A 15,917-nucleotide genomic window follows, 5' to 3' on the forward strand; every position below is an offset into this window, starting at 1 on the left:
CGCGTGACATGACCCACCGTCCCTGCAGGCAGGGACGGCTGGGCACGCGCGGTCAGCCCACGCGGGCACCTGCGGCCGGATCATGCAGCCCACGCAGCTTCTTCTTGTTGATCTTGCCCACGCTGGTACGCTCGATTGACTCAACGAAGCTGACGCGTTCTGGAATCGCATAGCGCGAGATATCGCCCGAGCGGCTGCGGGCGGCGACGAGTTCAATGATTTCCGCTTCCGTGACGACGCTGCCGGCCTTCCTGACCACCAGTGGCAGCGGTCGCTCTCCCCATTTGGTGTCTGTGATTCCGATCACGGCCACTTCGCTGACCGCCGGGTGCAGCGCGATGATGTCCTCCAGGGCGAGCGAGGAGATCCACTCGCCGCCGGTCTTGATCACATCCTTGATGCGGTCGGTCACGCGCAGGTAGCCGCCTTCGTCGATGTTGCCGATGTCCCCGGTATGCAGGTAGCCGCCCGCCCACAGCGCCTCGGACGCCGCCGGATGGTGCAGATAGCCTTCGGTCAGCCAGGGCGCGCGTACCACCACCTCGCCGGTGGCAATGCCATCGTGGGCAACCTCGTTCATGTCCGGGTCGACGACGCGCAGCTCGACCAGCGGCACCGGTATGCCGGCCTTGGTGCGCAGCGAGAGAGCCTCATCCGCATCGGTCACGGCCTCGGCATCGATCTGGGCGACGGTCAGCAGCGGACAGGTCTCCGACATGCCATAGCCACCGAAGATGTCGATGCCGCGTGCCAGTGCCCGTTGCGCCAGTGCACGCGGCAGGGCCGCCCCACCGATGATCACCTTCCAGTGGGCCAGATCGGTGTCCGCTGCAGCGGGATGCTCCAGCAGCATGTGCAGGATGGTCGGTACGCAGTGCGAGAAGGTCACCTTCTCGCGCGCGATCAGTGCCAGCAGGTTGGCGGGCAGGTAGCGTCCCGGGTAGACCTGCTTGATGCCCAGCAGTGTGGCCACGTAGGGCAGGCCCCAGGCATGCACATGGAACATGGGGGTGATCGGCATGTAGACATCACCGCGATGCAGGCGCCCCTGGGTGGCCGCACTGCCCAGCGCGGCCATGCCGGTCAGCGAATGCAGAACCAGTTGCCGGTGGCTGAAATGGACTCCCTTGGGCAGGCCGGTGGTGCCGGTGGTGTAGAACACCGTGGCACGGGTGTTCTCATCGAAGTCCGGGAACTGCGTGACTGCAGGGGCGGCGCGCAGGCCGGCCTCGTACTCGGTCACGAAACCCTCTGGCAAGGGGCCGGCGGTATCCTCCAGCAGGATGCGCGTGCGCAGATCCGGCAGCTGTTCGTCGATGCCGCCTAGTATCGGCAGGAACTCGCGATGGGCGAGCAGCACCCGCGCGCCGCTGTGGTTGAGCGTGTAGGCAATCTGTTCGGGGGCCAAACGCACGTTCACCATCATCAGCACCGCGCCGATCATCGGCACGGCGAAGTAGGCCTCCAGGTAGCGGTTGCTGTCCCAGTCCATCACCGCCACGGTATCGCCGTGCCGGACCCCGAGCGAGGCCAACAGCCCGGCCAGTTGGCCGATGCGCGCCTGCAGCGTCCGGTAGTCGAAGCGGACCGAATCGCCGTAGACAATCTCCTGGCCTGGGTTCACCGCCAGTGGCGTGTGCAGCAGCTGCTTGATCAGCAGCGGACAGGTGGAGGCGCCGGCAGCAGGGGGGAATGACATGGGGTGTCCTCGTGGACGACGTATCGGTGGCCGCCCTTCATACCGCCACACTAGCCGCACGCCGACGCGGCGCCAGCGTACCTAGGTACGCCTCCTCAAGGGAGAGCGATTTGCTACTCTCGCCTGCACATGCCAACCCTGCTCATCGCCGACGATCACCCCTTGTTCCGAGCGGCCCTGCATCGTGCGGCCGAAGAGGCGGTGGCCGACCTGCAGATCAGTGAAGCCGATTCACTGGGCGGCGTGCTCGACGTGCTCGAGCGCCAGCCGATCGACCTGATGCTGCTGGACCTGCACATGCCGGGCAACCACGGCCTGGCCGGACTGGCTACGCTGCGCGCGTTGCAGCCGGGGCTGGCGATCATCATCGTTTCGGCCAATGAAGAGCCGCAGGTGATCCGCCGTGCCATCGACCTCGGCGCCGCCGGCTACCTGCCCAAGAGCTCAGGCCTGAACGAACTGCAGTCCGCGCTGCAGTCCGTGCTGGAAGGCGAACGCTGGATACCTTCACTGCTGCGCGAACCGGTTGCACGGGTAGCGGCGTTCAGCAAGGACGCCGACCTGGCCGCGCGCCTGGCCAGCCTGTCCGCGCATCAGTACCGGGTGCTGAGCCTGGTGGCCGAAGGCCTGCTCAACAAGCAGATTGCCGACCGGCTCGGGGTGCAGCTGCGCACCGTCAAGGCGCACATGACACGGATCATGGAGCGGCTGGGAGTCCGCAATCGGGCGCAGGCGATCCGCGTTCTGCATGAAATGGGCCTGGCCGATCCCTCCCGGCAGATCGAAGACGCAGCAGAGCGCTGACTGCTCAGGGCGCTGCCGCTGCGGCAGAGGCCAGCAGGTGGTTGATCGCCCAGCGCAGCGCCAGTGGCCTGAAGGGCTTGCTCAACAATGACAGCCCCGCGCCGCGCACCGCCTCACGGGTCTCGGCGCCGGTGTCGGCACTGAGGATCACCGTGGGCCGTGGCCCTTGCGCTGCGGCCAGGCGCGTGAACAGTGCCACGCCGGTATCGCCGTCATCGAGGTGGTAGTCGAACAGCCACAGTGCCGCATCGTGCGCCGACGCATCGATGCCTTCGGCGCCGCGCACGGCGATGACATCGCAGCCCCAGGACAACAGCAGCTGCTGCATGGCCGCCAGGGCGTCGGCATCGTTGTCGACCACCAGCACGCGGGTGCCCCTGAGGGTGCTGCCGGCGTTGGCAGGCGGTTCGACCCGCGGTGTCGCCGGTGCTGCACTGCGCGCCACGCTGACCGAGAACACCGAACCGCGATTCACCGCGCTGCGCAACTGCAACGGTGCGTGCAGCAAGGCCGCGATGCGGTGCGCGATGGTCAGCCCCAGCCCCAGTCCTTGGCCATTGCTGCGGTCCACACGATGGAATTCCTCGAACACCACCGCCTGCTGCTCGGTTGCGATGCCGGGGCCGGTGTCGTGCACGCCGATGGACAGGCATTCGCCGTGGCGACGCACCCCCAGCAGAACGCCACCGTGCCGGGTGTAGCGTATGGCATTGGCCAGGAAGTTCTGCAGCACGCGGCGCAGCAGCAGCGGATCGCTATGCACCCAGGCGCGGGTGCGCAGGTAACGGAACTGCAGGCCGCGCGCCGCAGCCAGTACCGAAAATTCCTGCGCCAGCGGGTCCAGCACGGTTGAAAGTGCGAACGGGCGCGGATCGGCCACCAGCCCGCCGGCTTCCAGCCGCGAAATGTCCAGCAGGCCGGACAGCAGGTCATCGGTGGAATCCAGCGCACCGCGGATCTGGCGCAGGAAACTGTCCAGAAAGGAGGATTCGATGTGCTGCGACATGGCATCGGTCAGCAGCTGTGCCGCGTGCAGGGGTTGCATCAGATCGTGGCCGACGGCGGTCAGGAACCGGGTTTTGGCCGCATTCGCGCGCTCGGCATCCTGCACCGCCTGCTGCAGCCGGGCGGTACGGTCCTGCACGCGGCGCTCCAGTGTTTCGTTGCTGCGCTTCAGTGCATCCTCGGTGCGACGGAACGCGGTGACATCGGTGAAGGTGGCTACGTAGCCGCCACCGGGCATCGGGTTGCCTCGGATCTCGACGATGGTGTTGTCCGGGAAGACCCGCTCGGAGAGGTGCGGGGTGCCGCGTTGCATGTGCGCGACGCGCCGCTGCAGTGCCTGCTGCGGAGAGTCAGCGGGGCCCTCGCCGATCTTCAGCTGCGCCAGTGCCCAGGCGGTGAGGTTGACCACCGGCTGCCCGACCTGCAGCAGTTCTGGTGGAAAGCGGAACAATGCAGCGTAACGGCTGTTCCAGGCCACCAGCTGCAGCTGCGCGTCGACCACGCTGATGCCCTGGCTCATGTTTTCCAGCGCGGCTTCAAGCAGGCGCTGGTTGAAGCGCAGTACCTGGGTCGCTTCGCCGACGGCACGGGTCACCGCTTCCAGTGGCGCGGCGCCGCCGTCGCGGGCGGCCTCGACCAGCAGGCGCGCCATGCCGGCACCTACCACGGCGGTCAGCTCACGTTCGACGGCAGTGACCCGGTCGTCATCCAGCAGCTGCCCGGCATCTCCCGCCATCAACTGGCGCGCACGCTCCTGGCCGAGGAAGCGGCCGGCGGTCTTCCGCAGCGAGGCCGCTGCCACCGCGTCGCGCCGACGCGGCAGCGAAGGGCGCACCGCCCGCGATACCAGGGCAACGGTGAGCAGGTTGACCGCCAGGCTCGCGCCCATGCTGATGGCGATGTGGCCGGGCTGCATCCGCAGCGAGACCACCGTAAGCCAGTGCAGGCCCTCGACGCTGGCGGCCGGTGCAGGGGCAGGGAGCACCATCGGCAGCAGTACCAGCCACAACCAGGCCAGTGAACCCAGCACGATGCCCGCAACGATGGCCGGCGAGGGCGTGCGTGGGCGGTACACCGCCAGCAGCACCGCCGGCGCCAGCTGCGAGAGCGCGGTGAAGGACATCAGGCCGAAATCACTGAGCGCCTCGGTATCGCTCATCGCGCGGCTGTACAGCCACGACATCAGGAACACGGCCAGGATGCCGGCACGGCGGAACGCCAGCACGCGCGGACGCAGGTCGGCATGCGCCACGCCGCCCTCGAAGCCACTGATCAGGCGCGAGCCGAAGCCGTGGTTGCCGAGCATGATCGACAGGGTCAGCCCGGACAGGATCATCATGCCGGTTGCCGCGCTCAGGCTGCCCAGGTAAGCCAGCAACGCCAACAGGTGGTGGCCACCGGCCTGCGGCAAGGCCAGCACGTACAGGTCGGGCGTCACCGACGCCGGCAGCTGCGCCGCTCCGGACAGCGCCATCGGCACCGAGGGCAGGCCGATCAGCAGCAGATAGACCGGAAACATCCAGCGTGCGGTTTTCAGGTCCGAGCTCTGGCGCAGCTCCACCACCCCGACATGGAACTGGTGGGGCAGGGTGAAGGCGGAGATCGCGCCCAACGCGACCATCGTGAGGTAGTCCGGGACGATGGCCGGTGGCGGCAGCTGCGCCATCCTGTCCAGCAACGGCATGCCGGACCGGTGCACCGACAATGCCGCATACAGGCCAATGGCCAGCAGCGCCGCCAGCTTCAACAGTGACTCCAGGCCCAGTGCGACCACGATGCCTCTGTTCGGTTCGGTGGCCGATGCCTTGCGCGCGCCGAACAGCAGGGTGAAGGCCGCCATCGTCAGCGCGAACCAGAACGACATGTCCAGGTGCGCGCCGGCCGGTGCGAAGCGATCGCCAAGCAATGCACCGAGGCCCTGGCTGACGGCTTTCAGCTGCAGCGCGATGTAGGGAATGATGCCGAACAGTGCAACCAGGGTGATGGTGAAGCCGAGGCCGCGATCTGCGCGCAGCCGCGCCACCACCAGGTCGGCGATGGTGGCACTGTTGTGCTGCTTGGCCAGACGTCCCAGCCGCACCAGGAAGGGCAGGCCGAAGGCGAAGATCAGCGCCATCCCGGCCAGGGTCGGTGGAATCGGAAAGCCCCACTGCTGGCCCTGCGAAGCGGCGCCGTAGTAGGTCCATGCGGTGCAGTGCACTGCCAGCGACAGCGCATAGATGGCCGGCCAGGCGCGGGCCAGCCGGTGCCCCTGGCGCTCGCCCCACAGGGCCACGCCAAACAGCAGTACGGTCCACGCAATACAGGCGAACAGGACGACAGTAGGCGTCAACATCGCTCCAGTGTAGGCAGGGAGCCGGGCAGGCGGGTGCTACGGGGCAAGCACGATCAATGACAGCTGCTCAGCAACCAGTGCCAGCTCGCCATCGTCAACGCGTTCGACGGCCTTGCGCTGGGTGAGCAACCACTGCCCCGCCTGGCGTGCATCCAACGACACCAGTTGCGAGCGCACGCGTACGTCGGTGCCGCTGGATACCGGCGCCAGGAAGCGGACCTTGTTCAGGCCGTAATTGAGTACATGGGCAATACCGGGAAACCCGGCCAGGGCCGCCACGTCGTCCTGCACGGTGAGCGAGAGCAGCAGGAAGCCATGCGCGATGGTGCGCCCACCGGGCAACTCCGCCTGCGCGCGCCGCGGATCGACGTGGATCCAGTTGTGGTCGCCAGTGGCGTCGGAAAAGGCGTCGATCGTTGCCTGCGTGATGCGCATGCCGGCGCCCACGCGTTCCACTGCCGCCCACCGCTGCAAGGCCTGCAGTACACTGGGCAGCGCCTCCGCCACAGGCCCGGTGCTCATCGCACACGCTCCAGCAGCGCCAGGATCGCATCGCGTGCTTCAGGCTCGGACAACATCGGGGCATGGCCGACGTCGGGCACTTCAACCAGGCGGGCACGCTCCGATGTCGCCGCCATCTGCCGGGCAACATCGGCCGGCAGGATATCGGACAGCGCACCGCGCACCACCAGCACCGGCACCCGCGCGGTCAGACCGCGCACCGCGCGCCACAGCACGGGGCGCAGCAGCCACAACAGCCAGGGACGCGTGGTGCGGATCACCGCCGGGTCGTAGTCCAGTTCCAGCAGCCCATCGCTGCGCGGACGGAAGGTGCGCACCGCCATCGCCCGCCAGTCATCGGTGCCGAAGCGCGGGAAGGCGGCCTTGCCGATCGACGCCACATAGGCCGTGGCCTGCTCCAGATCCATCGGCGGCACCGGCTTGCCGGCGTACTTGCCGATCCGCGCCAGCGCCTCGCGCGGCACTTTCGGGCCGGCATCGTTCAGCACCGCCGCGGAAATCAGCTGCGGTGCGCGCGAGGCGAGGGTAATGGTCACCAGGACGCCCAGCGAGGTGCCGACGAACACCGCCTTGTCGATGTTCTGCGCGCGCAGCAGTGCCACCATGTCATCTGCATAGGTGCGCGGGTTGTAGCTGGACGGATCATGCGCACGTTCTGATCCGGCGCGGCCACGCAGGTCGACCGCGATCACGCGCCAGCCCACGGCCGTGAGCATGCCGGCGAGCGCATCGAAATCGGCGCCATTGCGGGTCAGGCCGGGGATGCAGACTACCGTGCCGCGGGCCGCCTGCCCGGCATCCGGTGCATGGTCACGCGCGTGCAGGCGCAGGCCATCGTCGCTGTTCCAGTACAGATCTACGTAGGACTGCATCATGCACGGGGCTTCCTGGAAATCGTATCGGATGCTCTAGAAATCGTAACGGACGCTGAGGCTATATTGGCGTGGCGGGCCGTAGAAGCCAATCAGCGTGCCGACCGCCGGGATGTTGTAACCGGTGGTGCGATACTCCTTGTCGGTCAGGTTGGTACCCTGCAGCGAGAAGGTCCAGGCATCATCCAGCCGCCAGATCACGCCGGCATTGAGCAGCCCGTAACCGTCCTGGCGGATCACCGGGCTCAGATCGGTGGTCGGCCACACTTCGCTCTGGTAGCTGTAGCTCACCCGAGCCGACAGATTGCTGCCGTTGGCCAGCTCGGTGCGGTATTCCACGTTCAATGCACCCGAAAACTCCGGCGCATTGGTGAACTTCATCTGCCGGGCCACGTTGATGCCGCGGTCCATATACTCGTCGTACTTCGTGTCCAGCCAGGCCAGGTTGCCGGAAATCAGCCAGTGCTGGCTGGGCAGATACTGGTATTCGACCTCCAGGCCCTTGACGGTGCCGGCGCCGGCATTGGTGAAGTCGCCGAAGAAGGAATCATCGATGCCATCGCCATTGGTATCCAGGCCGGTGAACACCGACAGCTGGATGTCCTTGTACTTGTTGTAGAAGGCTGACAGGTTCAGGAACAGGCGCTGGTCGAGGAAGGCCATCTTGCTGCCCACTTCATAGCTGTCCACGGTCTCGTCGTCGAACGGCTCGGCCGAGCGCGGCACCGCCACCGCGTTGGCGCGGATGTTGTAGCCACCGGACTTGAAGCCGCGCGTGGCCAGGCCGTAGACCATGATGTCCGGGGTGATCTGGTAGTCCAGCGAGACCTTGGGCGAGACATTCTTGAAGTTGGTCTTCTTGTCGAAATCCGCGGTCACCGCCACCGGCCGGCTGAAGCCCGGGTCGGCATAGAGGCGGTTGAGCACGATCGCGCGCTTGTCCTCGTCGGTGTAGCGGGCGCCCACGTCCAGCTTGAGCCTGCTGGTCAGGTCGAAGGTCCAGTCCGCGTACAGCGCGATGCTGTCGGTCAGCACCTTGCCCTGGTTGTCGGCGAACTGCGCGCTGAAGTAGTTGTTCTGGATCTGCCCGCCGGCCTCGCCGCTGAACTGGTACAGGCCAACCACGCCGCGCACGCGACCGCCCGCATCGTAGTTCAGCTGCACTTCGTTGCTGACCTGGTTGTCGTTGTAGGTGCCGCTGACGTCGGCCAGCTTGACCGGCGTGGTGTCGAAGTCGATGTTGGCTTCGCTGTCCGATTCCCGCTTGGCCACCACGTACTTCACGGCGATGTCTTCGTTCGGCCGCCAGTTCACCGTGGCCGAAGCGCCCTTGGTCTCCACGTTGTTGAGGTTGCGCATGCCTGAGCGGATGTCGTAGCGGCTGTCCATCGGCGGGTAGGGGCGAAGGAACGGGTTCGGCGCCAGCATCTTCGAGCCACGCATGCCGGACTGGTCGTCGATCCAGTCCAGTGCGAACTGCACGTCGAAGTCGTCGCCCGCATAGGCGCCGAGATTCAGGCGTGCCGCGTTGATCTGCTTGTCGCTGACCGGTTGGCCGTTGAAAGTGTTTTCGCCAAAGCCATCGTGATTCATGCTGGCCACCGCCACGCGCGCACGCAGGCCGCTGTCGGCGCCGCCGATCGGGCCGCCGATGGCCGCCTTGGCATCGAGCTGGCTGTAGTTGCCCACGGTGATCTGGGCGAAGCCCTCGGTCTGGGTGGGCAGGCCGCGCGAGATGTACTTGATCGCGCCACCGATGGTGTTCTTGCCGTACAGCGTGCCCTGCGGGCCGCGCAGCACCTCGATGCGCGAGACATCGAACACGTCCAGCAGGGCGCCCTGCGGGCGCGCGATGTAGACGTCATCCAGATAGATGCCCACGCCCGGGTCGGCGCCCCAGGTCGGGTCGGACTGGCCGATGCCGCGGATATAGGCGGTGACCGTACTGCTGGCGCCGCGCGCGGCGTAGATGGTGAGGTTGGGCACCTGCGCATCCAGGTCGCTGATGTCCTGGACATTCATCCTGTCCAGCGCTTCGGAAGTGAAGGCGGTGACTGCCACCGGCACTTCCTGCAGGGTCTCCTCGCGCTTGCGGGCAGTGACCTTGATGCTGTCCAGGTTGGTCGGCGAGGCCGACCGGCCGGCCGGCGGCGCTTCCTGTGCCAGTACCGGCCCCGCGGCCAGCCATGCGCCGATCATGAGACTCAAACCATTCCGCGTCATCCGCTCCTCCCCCAGGCATGTCCGTATTGATGGCCCTTGCCATCCCTGCAGCCAAGGCTAGCGGCGTCATCCGCCACCAGCGAGTGGACCTAGGTCCAGTCGGCAGTAGCCATGGGATGCGGATACTGGGGGCGCCCCCAGCCGGGAACGCTCCCCGGTACGCCTTCATCCACGACCCACGCATGAGGATCTGGCCATGAACTCCACAATCGATTCGATCAAGCGGGTGCTGCTGATGCTCTGCCTCTGCCTGGCAGCGGGCAGCGCTGCCGCTGCAGGCCCGGCCGGCCATTGGGACATCGGCCTGTACGGCAATCTGTTCGGCGCCCGCGAGTACCAGGTCTGGGTACCTGCCGGCTACGACGACGCCCAGCCGCTTCCGCTGCTGCTGGTGCTGCACGGCTGCGTGACCGGGCCGAACCTGATGGGCGAGGCCTCGGGCTTCAACGATGTGGCCGATACCGAGGGCTTCATCGTGGTGTACCCACGACAGAACGTCACCGCCAACCCGGCGCGTTGCTGGAACTGGCAGCTGCCGATCAACCAGGCGCGCGACAGCGGCGAAGCGGCGATCCTGGCCGGCATCGTGGACAAGGTGAAGGCGGGCTACAGCGTTGATCCGCACCGCGTCTACGTCACCGGCATTTCCGCCGGCGGTGCGATGACCTCGATCATGCTGGCCTGCTACTCGGACGTGTTTGCCGCCGGCGCCATCCATTCCGGCGGCATGTTCAAGGGGGCGACCACGATCTCCGGCAGCGCCTATGCACTGCTGGCCGGCAGCATCTACTCGCCCGACAGCAACGGCCGGCTGGCCTGGCAGTGCTCGGGATCGCCGTCGCCGCGACCTCTGCCGGTGCTGGTGTTCCATGGCAGCGCCGATCTCACCGTCAACCCGGTGAACGGACAACAGGCCGTGCGCCAGTTCCTGCAGACCAACGATCTGGCCGATGACGGCCAGGACAATGACTCGGTGAAGTATGTGCCGACCAGCACCTATCACGGGCAGGTACCGGGCGGCCGCGCCTATACGGTGGATACCTATGCCTACGGCGGGCGTACCCTGGTCCAGCACTATGTGGTGCAGGGCATGGGGCATGCGTGGAGCGGCAGCCAGTCGGGCTTGCCGTTCACCGACCCCAAGGGACCGGATGCCACGCTGATCACCTGGTTGTTCCTGAAGGACTACCAGCGCTGAGCCTGGTCTTCAGCGCCGGGCCCGCGCAGGCGGGTGCTCCGCTCCGCCAGGAAGCGCTTGGGCGGGGCACCCACGGTCTTGCGGAACATGGTCACGAACGCGCCTGCGCTGTCATACCCCAGCTCATCCGCAACGGCCTGGACGGTCTTCCCGCCGGCCAGCATCGGCAACGCGACCACCACGTGCATCTGCCGGCGCCAGCGCCTGACGCTCAGGCCGGTTTCACCGGAGAACAACCGGGACATGTTGCGCTCGCTCATGCCGATCCGGCCGGCCCAGACGTCCAGTGTTGCCCGCTCGGCGGGCGCGGCCAACATCGCACTGGCCAGCCGGCGCAGCCTCGGCTCGGACGGCATCGGCAAGTGGATCCATTCCGGTGGCGCGGCAATGAGTTCGTCCAGGAGCACCGCCATCAGCCGCGCCTGTGCGCCGCCATGCGGGTACTGCTGGGGAAGCTCTGCCACGCGTTCGAGCAGGGCGTGCATGAACGGGGTGATCGCCATCGTGCAGCACTGCGTGGGCAAACCCGGCACCACGTCGGGCTCCACGAAGACGACGAATCCGTGCGGTTTTCCGCTGCTGCTGGCCCGATGGGTCAGCCCGCCCGGGATCCAAACCGCCCCCTGCGGTGGAACCACCCAGAGGCCAGCATGGGTCTCCAGTGTGATCAGTCCACGCGTGGCGACCATCACCTGTGCCTTCCGGTGTTGATGGAAAGGCATTTCCCAGGCATCGGGAATGGGTTCCAGTCCAAGCACCATCACCGGCAGGTCGATCCGATCGGGGTAGTCAGGACCGACCTCGTCCTGCCCTGCAAGCGAAATCGTCACTTCGTTACCCGCCCGGCGCGCGTTGGGCGGGCACTGTAGTGCCGTTCAGGCTCCATCACGCGCCTGCTCCGGGTCGCGCCTGTGCCAGACGCAGATGAAACCCATCAGGACGTGGACGATGGGCAGGTCAGCACCTGGGGCGGCGACGGCCGCGGTGGTGTCGCTCATGTCGGCATCCTCTGTGGTCGAGGATGACAAGCGTATTCGGCAGCCGGAACGGGGTCATTCGACAGTTCCGCCAGGTGATTCATCAATCCGGCCAGATAAACGCAGCCAGATCCGATCGGGATGTCCAGCGCGCTGTGGCCAAGGCACAGCGCACGGCTACAGCAGCAGCAAGGCGCCGATCAGCGCGGGCGGCATCACCAGCGCACCAACGCGCAGGAAGTCGAGCGCGTTGACATGCTCGCCTTCGCGGCGCAGCGCCACCAGCCACAGCATCGTGGCCAACGAGCCGGTCACCGACAGGTTGGGGCCCAGGTCCACGCCCACCAGCAGCGCGGCCCGGGTCTGTGCCGGCAGATCGGCCATCTGGCCCAGCGAGCCGGCTGCCAACCCCACCGGCAGATTGTTGGCCACGTTGCTCAGCAGCGCGGCGGCGCCCCCGGCCAGCCAGCTGGCCTGCCCAGGCGATGCCTGTGCCAGGGCCTGCAACGCGCGGGCCGTGCTCTGGATGGCACCGGTCTGTGCCACGGCTTCCACCAGCACGAACAGGCCAGCCACCAGCGGCAGCACGCCCCACGACACGTGGCGCAGCATCGGCAGCGGGCTGCGGCGCTGCCGGATCGCCACCAGGGCGACGCTGAGCGCCCCTGCACAGAACGTGGCCAGGCCCAGCGGGCCGTTCAGTGCCGAGGTCACCAGCAGCACGCTGCCGGTGAACAGGACGCCCAGCGCGCTCAGCCGGCCGCCGTCGGTCAGCGGCCGATGCTCCGGTGCCGCCACCAGCGGCTGGGCGATCTCGCGCCGATGGACCCAGCGCAGCACCAGGTAGGTGGCGCCGATCGCGGCCAGCGAAGGCAGTGCGAACTGCGCCAGCCACTGCAGCAGCGGCGGCATGTGCTGGCCGTACACCACCAGATTGGCCGGATTGGAAATGGGCAGCACGAAGCTGGCCGCATTGGCGATGAACGCGCAGACGAACAGGTAGGGCAGCGGGTTGGCACGCGCCGCCCGGCAGGCGGCGTAGACCGCGGGCGTCAGCACCACGGCCGTGGCATCGTTGGAGAGGAACACGGTTACCAGCGTGCCGACCAGGAACACCAGGTCGAACAGGCGTCGCCCTGAGCCGCCCGCATGCCGCACCGCATACAGCGCCAGCCAGTCGAACAGGCCCTCGCGACGGGAAAGCTCGGCCAGCACCATCATGCCGACCAGGAACAGATAGACGTCACGGCCCTCGGCCACCGCAGCCCAGGTCATGTCCAGCGATACCGCACCCAGCAGCGGCAGCAGTGCGGCAGCCCCGAGCGCCCACACGTATTCCGGAATGCGGAACGGACGGAACAGCAGCCCGGCCGTGGCCACGGCCACAGCCGCCCAGATCAGCAAGGGTGAGTAGGAAGCGGGCATCGGGCGGGGGATCTCGGCTGCGCCGGCACGCCACCAACAGCAACGCGCCCGCTGCACTCACCGCAGTTCGGAGGGAGGCGGCATCATACCCTGCCAACTGCGATGCAGCGGGCGACCACGCCCGGGCCGGGGTCAGGCCGAGAGTTCCTCGCGCACGATCCTCGCCCCTTCGCTGAGCGCGCGCAGCTTGCCTCGAGCGACATCGCGGGCCAGCGGCGCCATGCCGCAGTTGGTGCTCGGGTACAGCTTGTCGGCATCGACGAACTGCAGCGCCCTGCGCAGGGTGCTGGCCACTTCCTCGGCCGTTTCCACCGTGCTGGAGGCCACATCGATGGCGCCGACCATCACCTTCTTGCCGCGCACCAGTTCGATCAGGTCGATCGGCACGTGCGAGTTGTGGCATTCCAGCGAGATGATGTCCAGGCTGGAGGTCTGCAGTTTCGGGAACGATTCCTCGTACTGGCGCCACTCCGAGCCCAGCGTCTGCTTCCAGTCGGTGTTGGCCTTGATGCCGTAGCCGTAGCAGATGTGCACCGCGGTCTCGCACTTCAGCCCTTCAACCGCCCGTTCCAGCGCGGCCACGCCCCAGTCGTTCACTTCGTCGAAGAACACATTGAAGGCAGGCTCATCAAACTGGATGATGTCGACGCCGGCCGCCTCCAGCTCCCTTGCTTCCTCATTGAGGATCTTCGCGAACTCCCACGCCAGCTTCTCGCGGCTCTTGTAGTGCGCGTCGTACAGCGTGTCGATCATGGTCATCGGGCCGGGCAGGGCCCATTTGATCGGTTGCGAGGTCTGCCGCCGCAGGAACTTCGCATCCTCCACGAACACCGGCTTCGGGCGGCTGACCGCGCCAACCACCGTGGGCACGCTGGCATCGTAGCGGTTGCGGATGCGCACGGTCTCGCGCTTCTCGAAATCGACGCCGCTGAGGTGCTCGATGAACGTCGTCACGAAGTGCTGCCGGGTCTGCTCACCGTCGCTGACGATATCGATGCCGGCATGCTGCTGTTCCTGCAGGGACAGGCGCAGGGCGTCCTGCTTGCCTTCGGTCAGGGCGTCGTCCTGCAGCTTCCACGGCGACCAGAGCTTTTCGGGCTCCGCCAGCCAGGAGGGCTTGGGCAGGCTGCCGGCGGTGGAGGTGGGGAGCAGTTTCTTCGTCGACATTGCGTATTGTGTCCTGGAGGCAAAAGGAAAATCGTTGGATCAGCGGGCAGCCCACTGCTCAAGCACGGCGCGGTACGGCTTGATGAAGTGCTCTTCGGTGAACCGGCCCTGCTTGACCGCCAGCTGGCTGCGCTCTTCGCGGTCGTAGACGATGCGGGTGGAGGAATAGTCCTGGTGCTTCAGGCTGGGCTGGTAGACCTTGCCGGCCACGGAATTGGCGTTGTAGATCTCCGGGCGGTAGATCTTCTGGAACGCTTCCATGGTGCTGATGGTGCCGATCAGTTCCAGGTTCGAGTAGTCGCCCAGCAGGTCGCCGCGGAAGTAGAACGCCAGCGGCGCGACGCTGCCCGGCGGCATGAAGTAGCGCACCTGCAGCCCCATCTTGTCGAAGTACTGGTCGGTGGGGGAGAACTCGCCCTGGCGGTACTCCACGCCCAGGATCGGGTGGTGGTTCTCGGTGCGGTGATAGGTCTTGCTGCTGGACACGCTGATGCAGATCACCGGCGCCTTGCTGAAGTTGGCGCGGTAGGCGTCCGACGCCAGGAAGTGCCTGAACAGCTTGCCGTGCAGGTCGCCGAAGCCGTCCGGAATACCGAAGGTGGCCTTGCCCTCGTTGCTGGCCGGCAGCACCACGCTGAAATCGTAGTCGCGCACGTAGGACGAGAAATTGTTGCCGACGATGCCTTCGGTGCGTGTGCCGGTCTGCGTGTCAACGATGGTTGGCCGCAGCACTTCGATCAGCGGGAACGGATCACTGCCATCGCCGCCGTCGATGTGCATCTCCACCGAAATGATGTCCAGCTCGACCGCGTAACGGTCGGCATTGGGGTTGTCCCAGTGCGCCAGATCGTTGAAGCGGTTGTTGATCATGCTGATCGTGTTGCGCAGGTTCTCCTGGCGGGACGCGCCACGGGCCAGGTTGGCGAAATTGGTGGTGATGCGGGTGCCATCAGCGGGCTGGTAGTCCTCGTTGAAGGGGATGCGCGTGATGCTGAAGGTAAAGTCGTCGGTCGTCATGGGTGGCGTTCCGGGCTGCGGGGTCACATCCGAATGCAGCGCTGTGGCATTCGGCATTCAAAGGGCTGCTGCGATCTCGGCGTTGGCCGGCGCGGCGCGATGGGACAGGGCAAGCAGGGGCAGCGCCCGCTGCACCGCCAGGTGCGCCCGCTGGATCAGCGCATCGTTGTGCACGCGGCCATCGGCGAAATCGCGGTCGGTGGCATAGACACCCAGCGGCAGCGTGCGGGCCTGGAAGAAGCTGAAGAGCGGTCGCAGCTGGTGGTCGATCACCAGCGCATGGCGTTCACTGCCACCGGTGGCGGCCAGCAGGATGGGGGTGTCGACCAGTGCGTCCTGGTGGATGAAGTCGAAAAAGTGCTTGAACAGCCCGGTGTACGAGCCGCGATAGACCGGCGTGGCCACCACCAGTACGTCGGCCTGCTCGACCGCGGCCAGCTGCCGCTCCACCGCCTCGGGCAGCTGTGAGCGCCACAGCGCACCGGCCAGCTGCGGCGCCAGCTCGCCCAGCTCGATCAGGTGCGATTCGCAGGCAACGTCTTCGCCGATCAGGTCCAGCAGGTGCTCGGCCAGGGTTGCAGCCCGGGAGGGGCGCTGCAGTCCGCCGGAGACGGCGACGATACGGAGGGGGCGGGTCATCGGTTTGCTTTCAGCTGGGGAGGGGCTGCTTCGG

General features: G+C 66.8%; 13 protein-coding genes. 2 read left to right on the forward strand and 11 right to left on the reverse strand.

All coding sequences use genetic code 11. The features are described from left to right. Positions 1-52: 52 nt before the first annotated feature. Positions 53-1,699 (reverse strand): fatty acid--CoA ligase, encoded by a 1,647-nt coding sequence (locus SSKA14_RS12875; protein ID WP_008267041.1) that lies wholly within the window; start codon positions 1,697-1,699, stop codon positions 53-55. A gap of 129 nt (positions 1,700-1,828) precedes the next feature. On the opposite strand from SSKA14_RS12875, the gene SSKA14_RS12880 reads away from it, so the two are divergent. Next, positions 1,829-2,503 carry a response regulator transcription factor gene (locus SSKA14_RS12880; RefSeq protein WP_040007687.1) on the forward strand — a complete coding sequence of 225 codons (675 nt, stop codon included), beginning with the start codon at positions 1,829-1,831 and terminating at the stop codon, positions 2,501-2,503. A gap of 4 nt (positions 2,504-2,507) precedes the next feature. On the opposite strand, the gene SSKA14_RS12885 is transcribed toward SSKA14_RS12880, so the two are convergent. The 4 genes from SSKA14_RS12885 to SSKA14_RS12900 are packed head-to-tail and all read right to left on the reverse strand — an operon-like array spanning position 2,508 to position 9,436. Next, entirely contained in the window at positions 2,508-5,843 is a 3,336-nt protein-coding gene (locus SSKA14_RS12885; protein WP_008265883.1) for a PAS-domain containing protein, read from the reverse strand. A gap of 36 nt (positions 5,844-5,879) precedes the next feature. Next, positions 5,880-6,365 carry a MaoC/PaaZ C-terminal domain-containing protein gene (locus tag SSKA14_RS12890; RefSeq protein WP_040007689.1) on the reverse strand — a complete coding sequence of 162 codons (486 nt, stop codon included), beginning with the start codon at positions 6,363-6,365 and terminating at the stop codon, positions 5,880-5,882. Beyond that, entirely contained in the window at positions 6,362-7,240 is an 879-nt protein-coding gene (locus tag SSKA14_RS12895) for an alpha/beta hydrolase (protein ID WP_008266149.1), read from the reverse strand. Before SSKA14_RS12895 ends, SSKA14_RS12890 begins: the two co-directional genes overlap by 4 nt. A 33-nt stretch (positions 7,241-7,273) precedes the next feature. Beyond that, entirely contained in the window at positions 7,274-9,436 is a 2,163-nt protein-coding gene (locus tag SSKA14_RS12900) for a TonB-dependent receptor (RefSeq protein ID WP_040007691.1), read from the reverse strand. A 220-nt stretch (positions 9,437-9,656) separates the two neighbouring features. Here SSKA14_RS12900 and SSKA14_RS12905 point away from each other — a divergent pair, with 220 nt between their 5' ends. Next, positions 9,657-10,658, forward strand: coding sequence for a PHB depolymerase family esterase (locus SSKA14_RS12905; protein WP_040007693.1), 1,002 nt, complete (start codon positions 9,657-9,659; stop codon positions 10,656-10,658). On the opposite strand, the gene SSKA14_RS12910 is transcribed toward SSKA14_RS12905, so the two are convergent. The 6 genes from SSKA14_RS12910 to msuE form a co-directional block, all read right to left on the reverse strand. Further along, positions 10,646-11,488 carry a helix-turn-helix transcriptional regulator gene (locus tag SSKA14_RS12910; protein WP_008265504.1) on the reverse strand — a complete coding sequence of 281 codons (843 nt, stop codon included), beginning with the start codon at positions 11,486-11,488 and terminating at the stop codon, positions 10,646-10,648. The two genes, SSKA14_RS12905 and SSKA14_RS12910, sit on opposite strands and share 13 nt — an antisense overlap. 45 nt (positions 11,489-11,533) lie before the next feature. Next, positions 11,534-11,656: a hypothetical protein gene (locus SSKA14_RS24275; RefSeq protein WP_269724177.1), complete on the reverse strand. Its 123-nt coding sequence runs from the start codon at positions 11,654-11,656 to the stop codon at positions 11,534-11,536. A gap of 156 nt (positions 11,657-11,812) precedes the next feature. Further along, positions 11,813-13,060: an arsenic transporter gene (locus SSKA14_RS12915; protein WP_040007695.1), complete on the reverse strand. Its 1,248-nt coding sequence runs from the start codon at positions 13,058-13,060 to the stop codon at positions 11,813-11,815. 132 nt (positions 13,061-13,192) lie between these two features. Further along, entirely contained in the window at positions 13,193-14,227 is a 1,035-nt protein-coding gene (locus tag SSKA14_RS12920) for a methionine synthase (RefSeq protein ID WP_008264597.1), read from the reverse strand. Between the two features lie 39 nt (positions 14,228-14,266). After that, a complete protein-coding gene (locus SSKA14_RS12925; protein ID WP_040007697.1) occupies positions 14,267-15,244 on the reverse strand; it encodes a DUF1852 domain-containing protein in 978 nt (325 codons plus the stop codon). Between the two features lie 57 nt (positions 15,245-15,301). Next, on the reverse strand, positions 15,302-15,883 hold the full coding sequence (gene msuE, locus SSKA14_RS12930; protein ID WP_040007703.1) for an FMN reductase: 582 nt from the start codon (positions 15,881-15,883) through the stop codon (positions 15,302-15,304). Between the last annotated feature and the right edge of the window lie 34 nt (positions 15,884-15,917).

The organism is Stenotrophomonas sp. SKA14, from assembly GCF_000158575.1.
GTDB lineage: Bacteria > Pseudomonadota > Gammaproteobacteria > Xanthomonadales > Xanthomonadaceae > Stenotrophomonas > Stenotrophomonas forensis.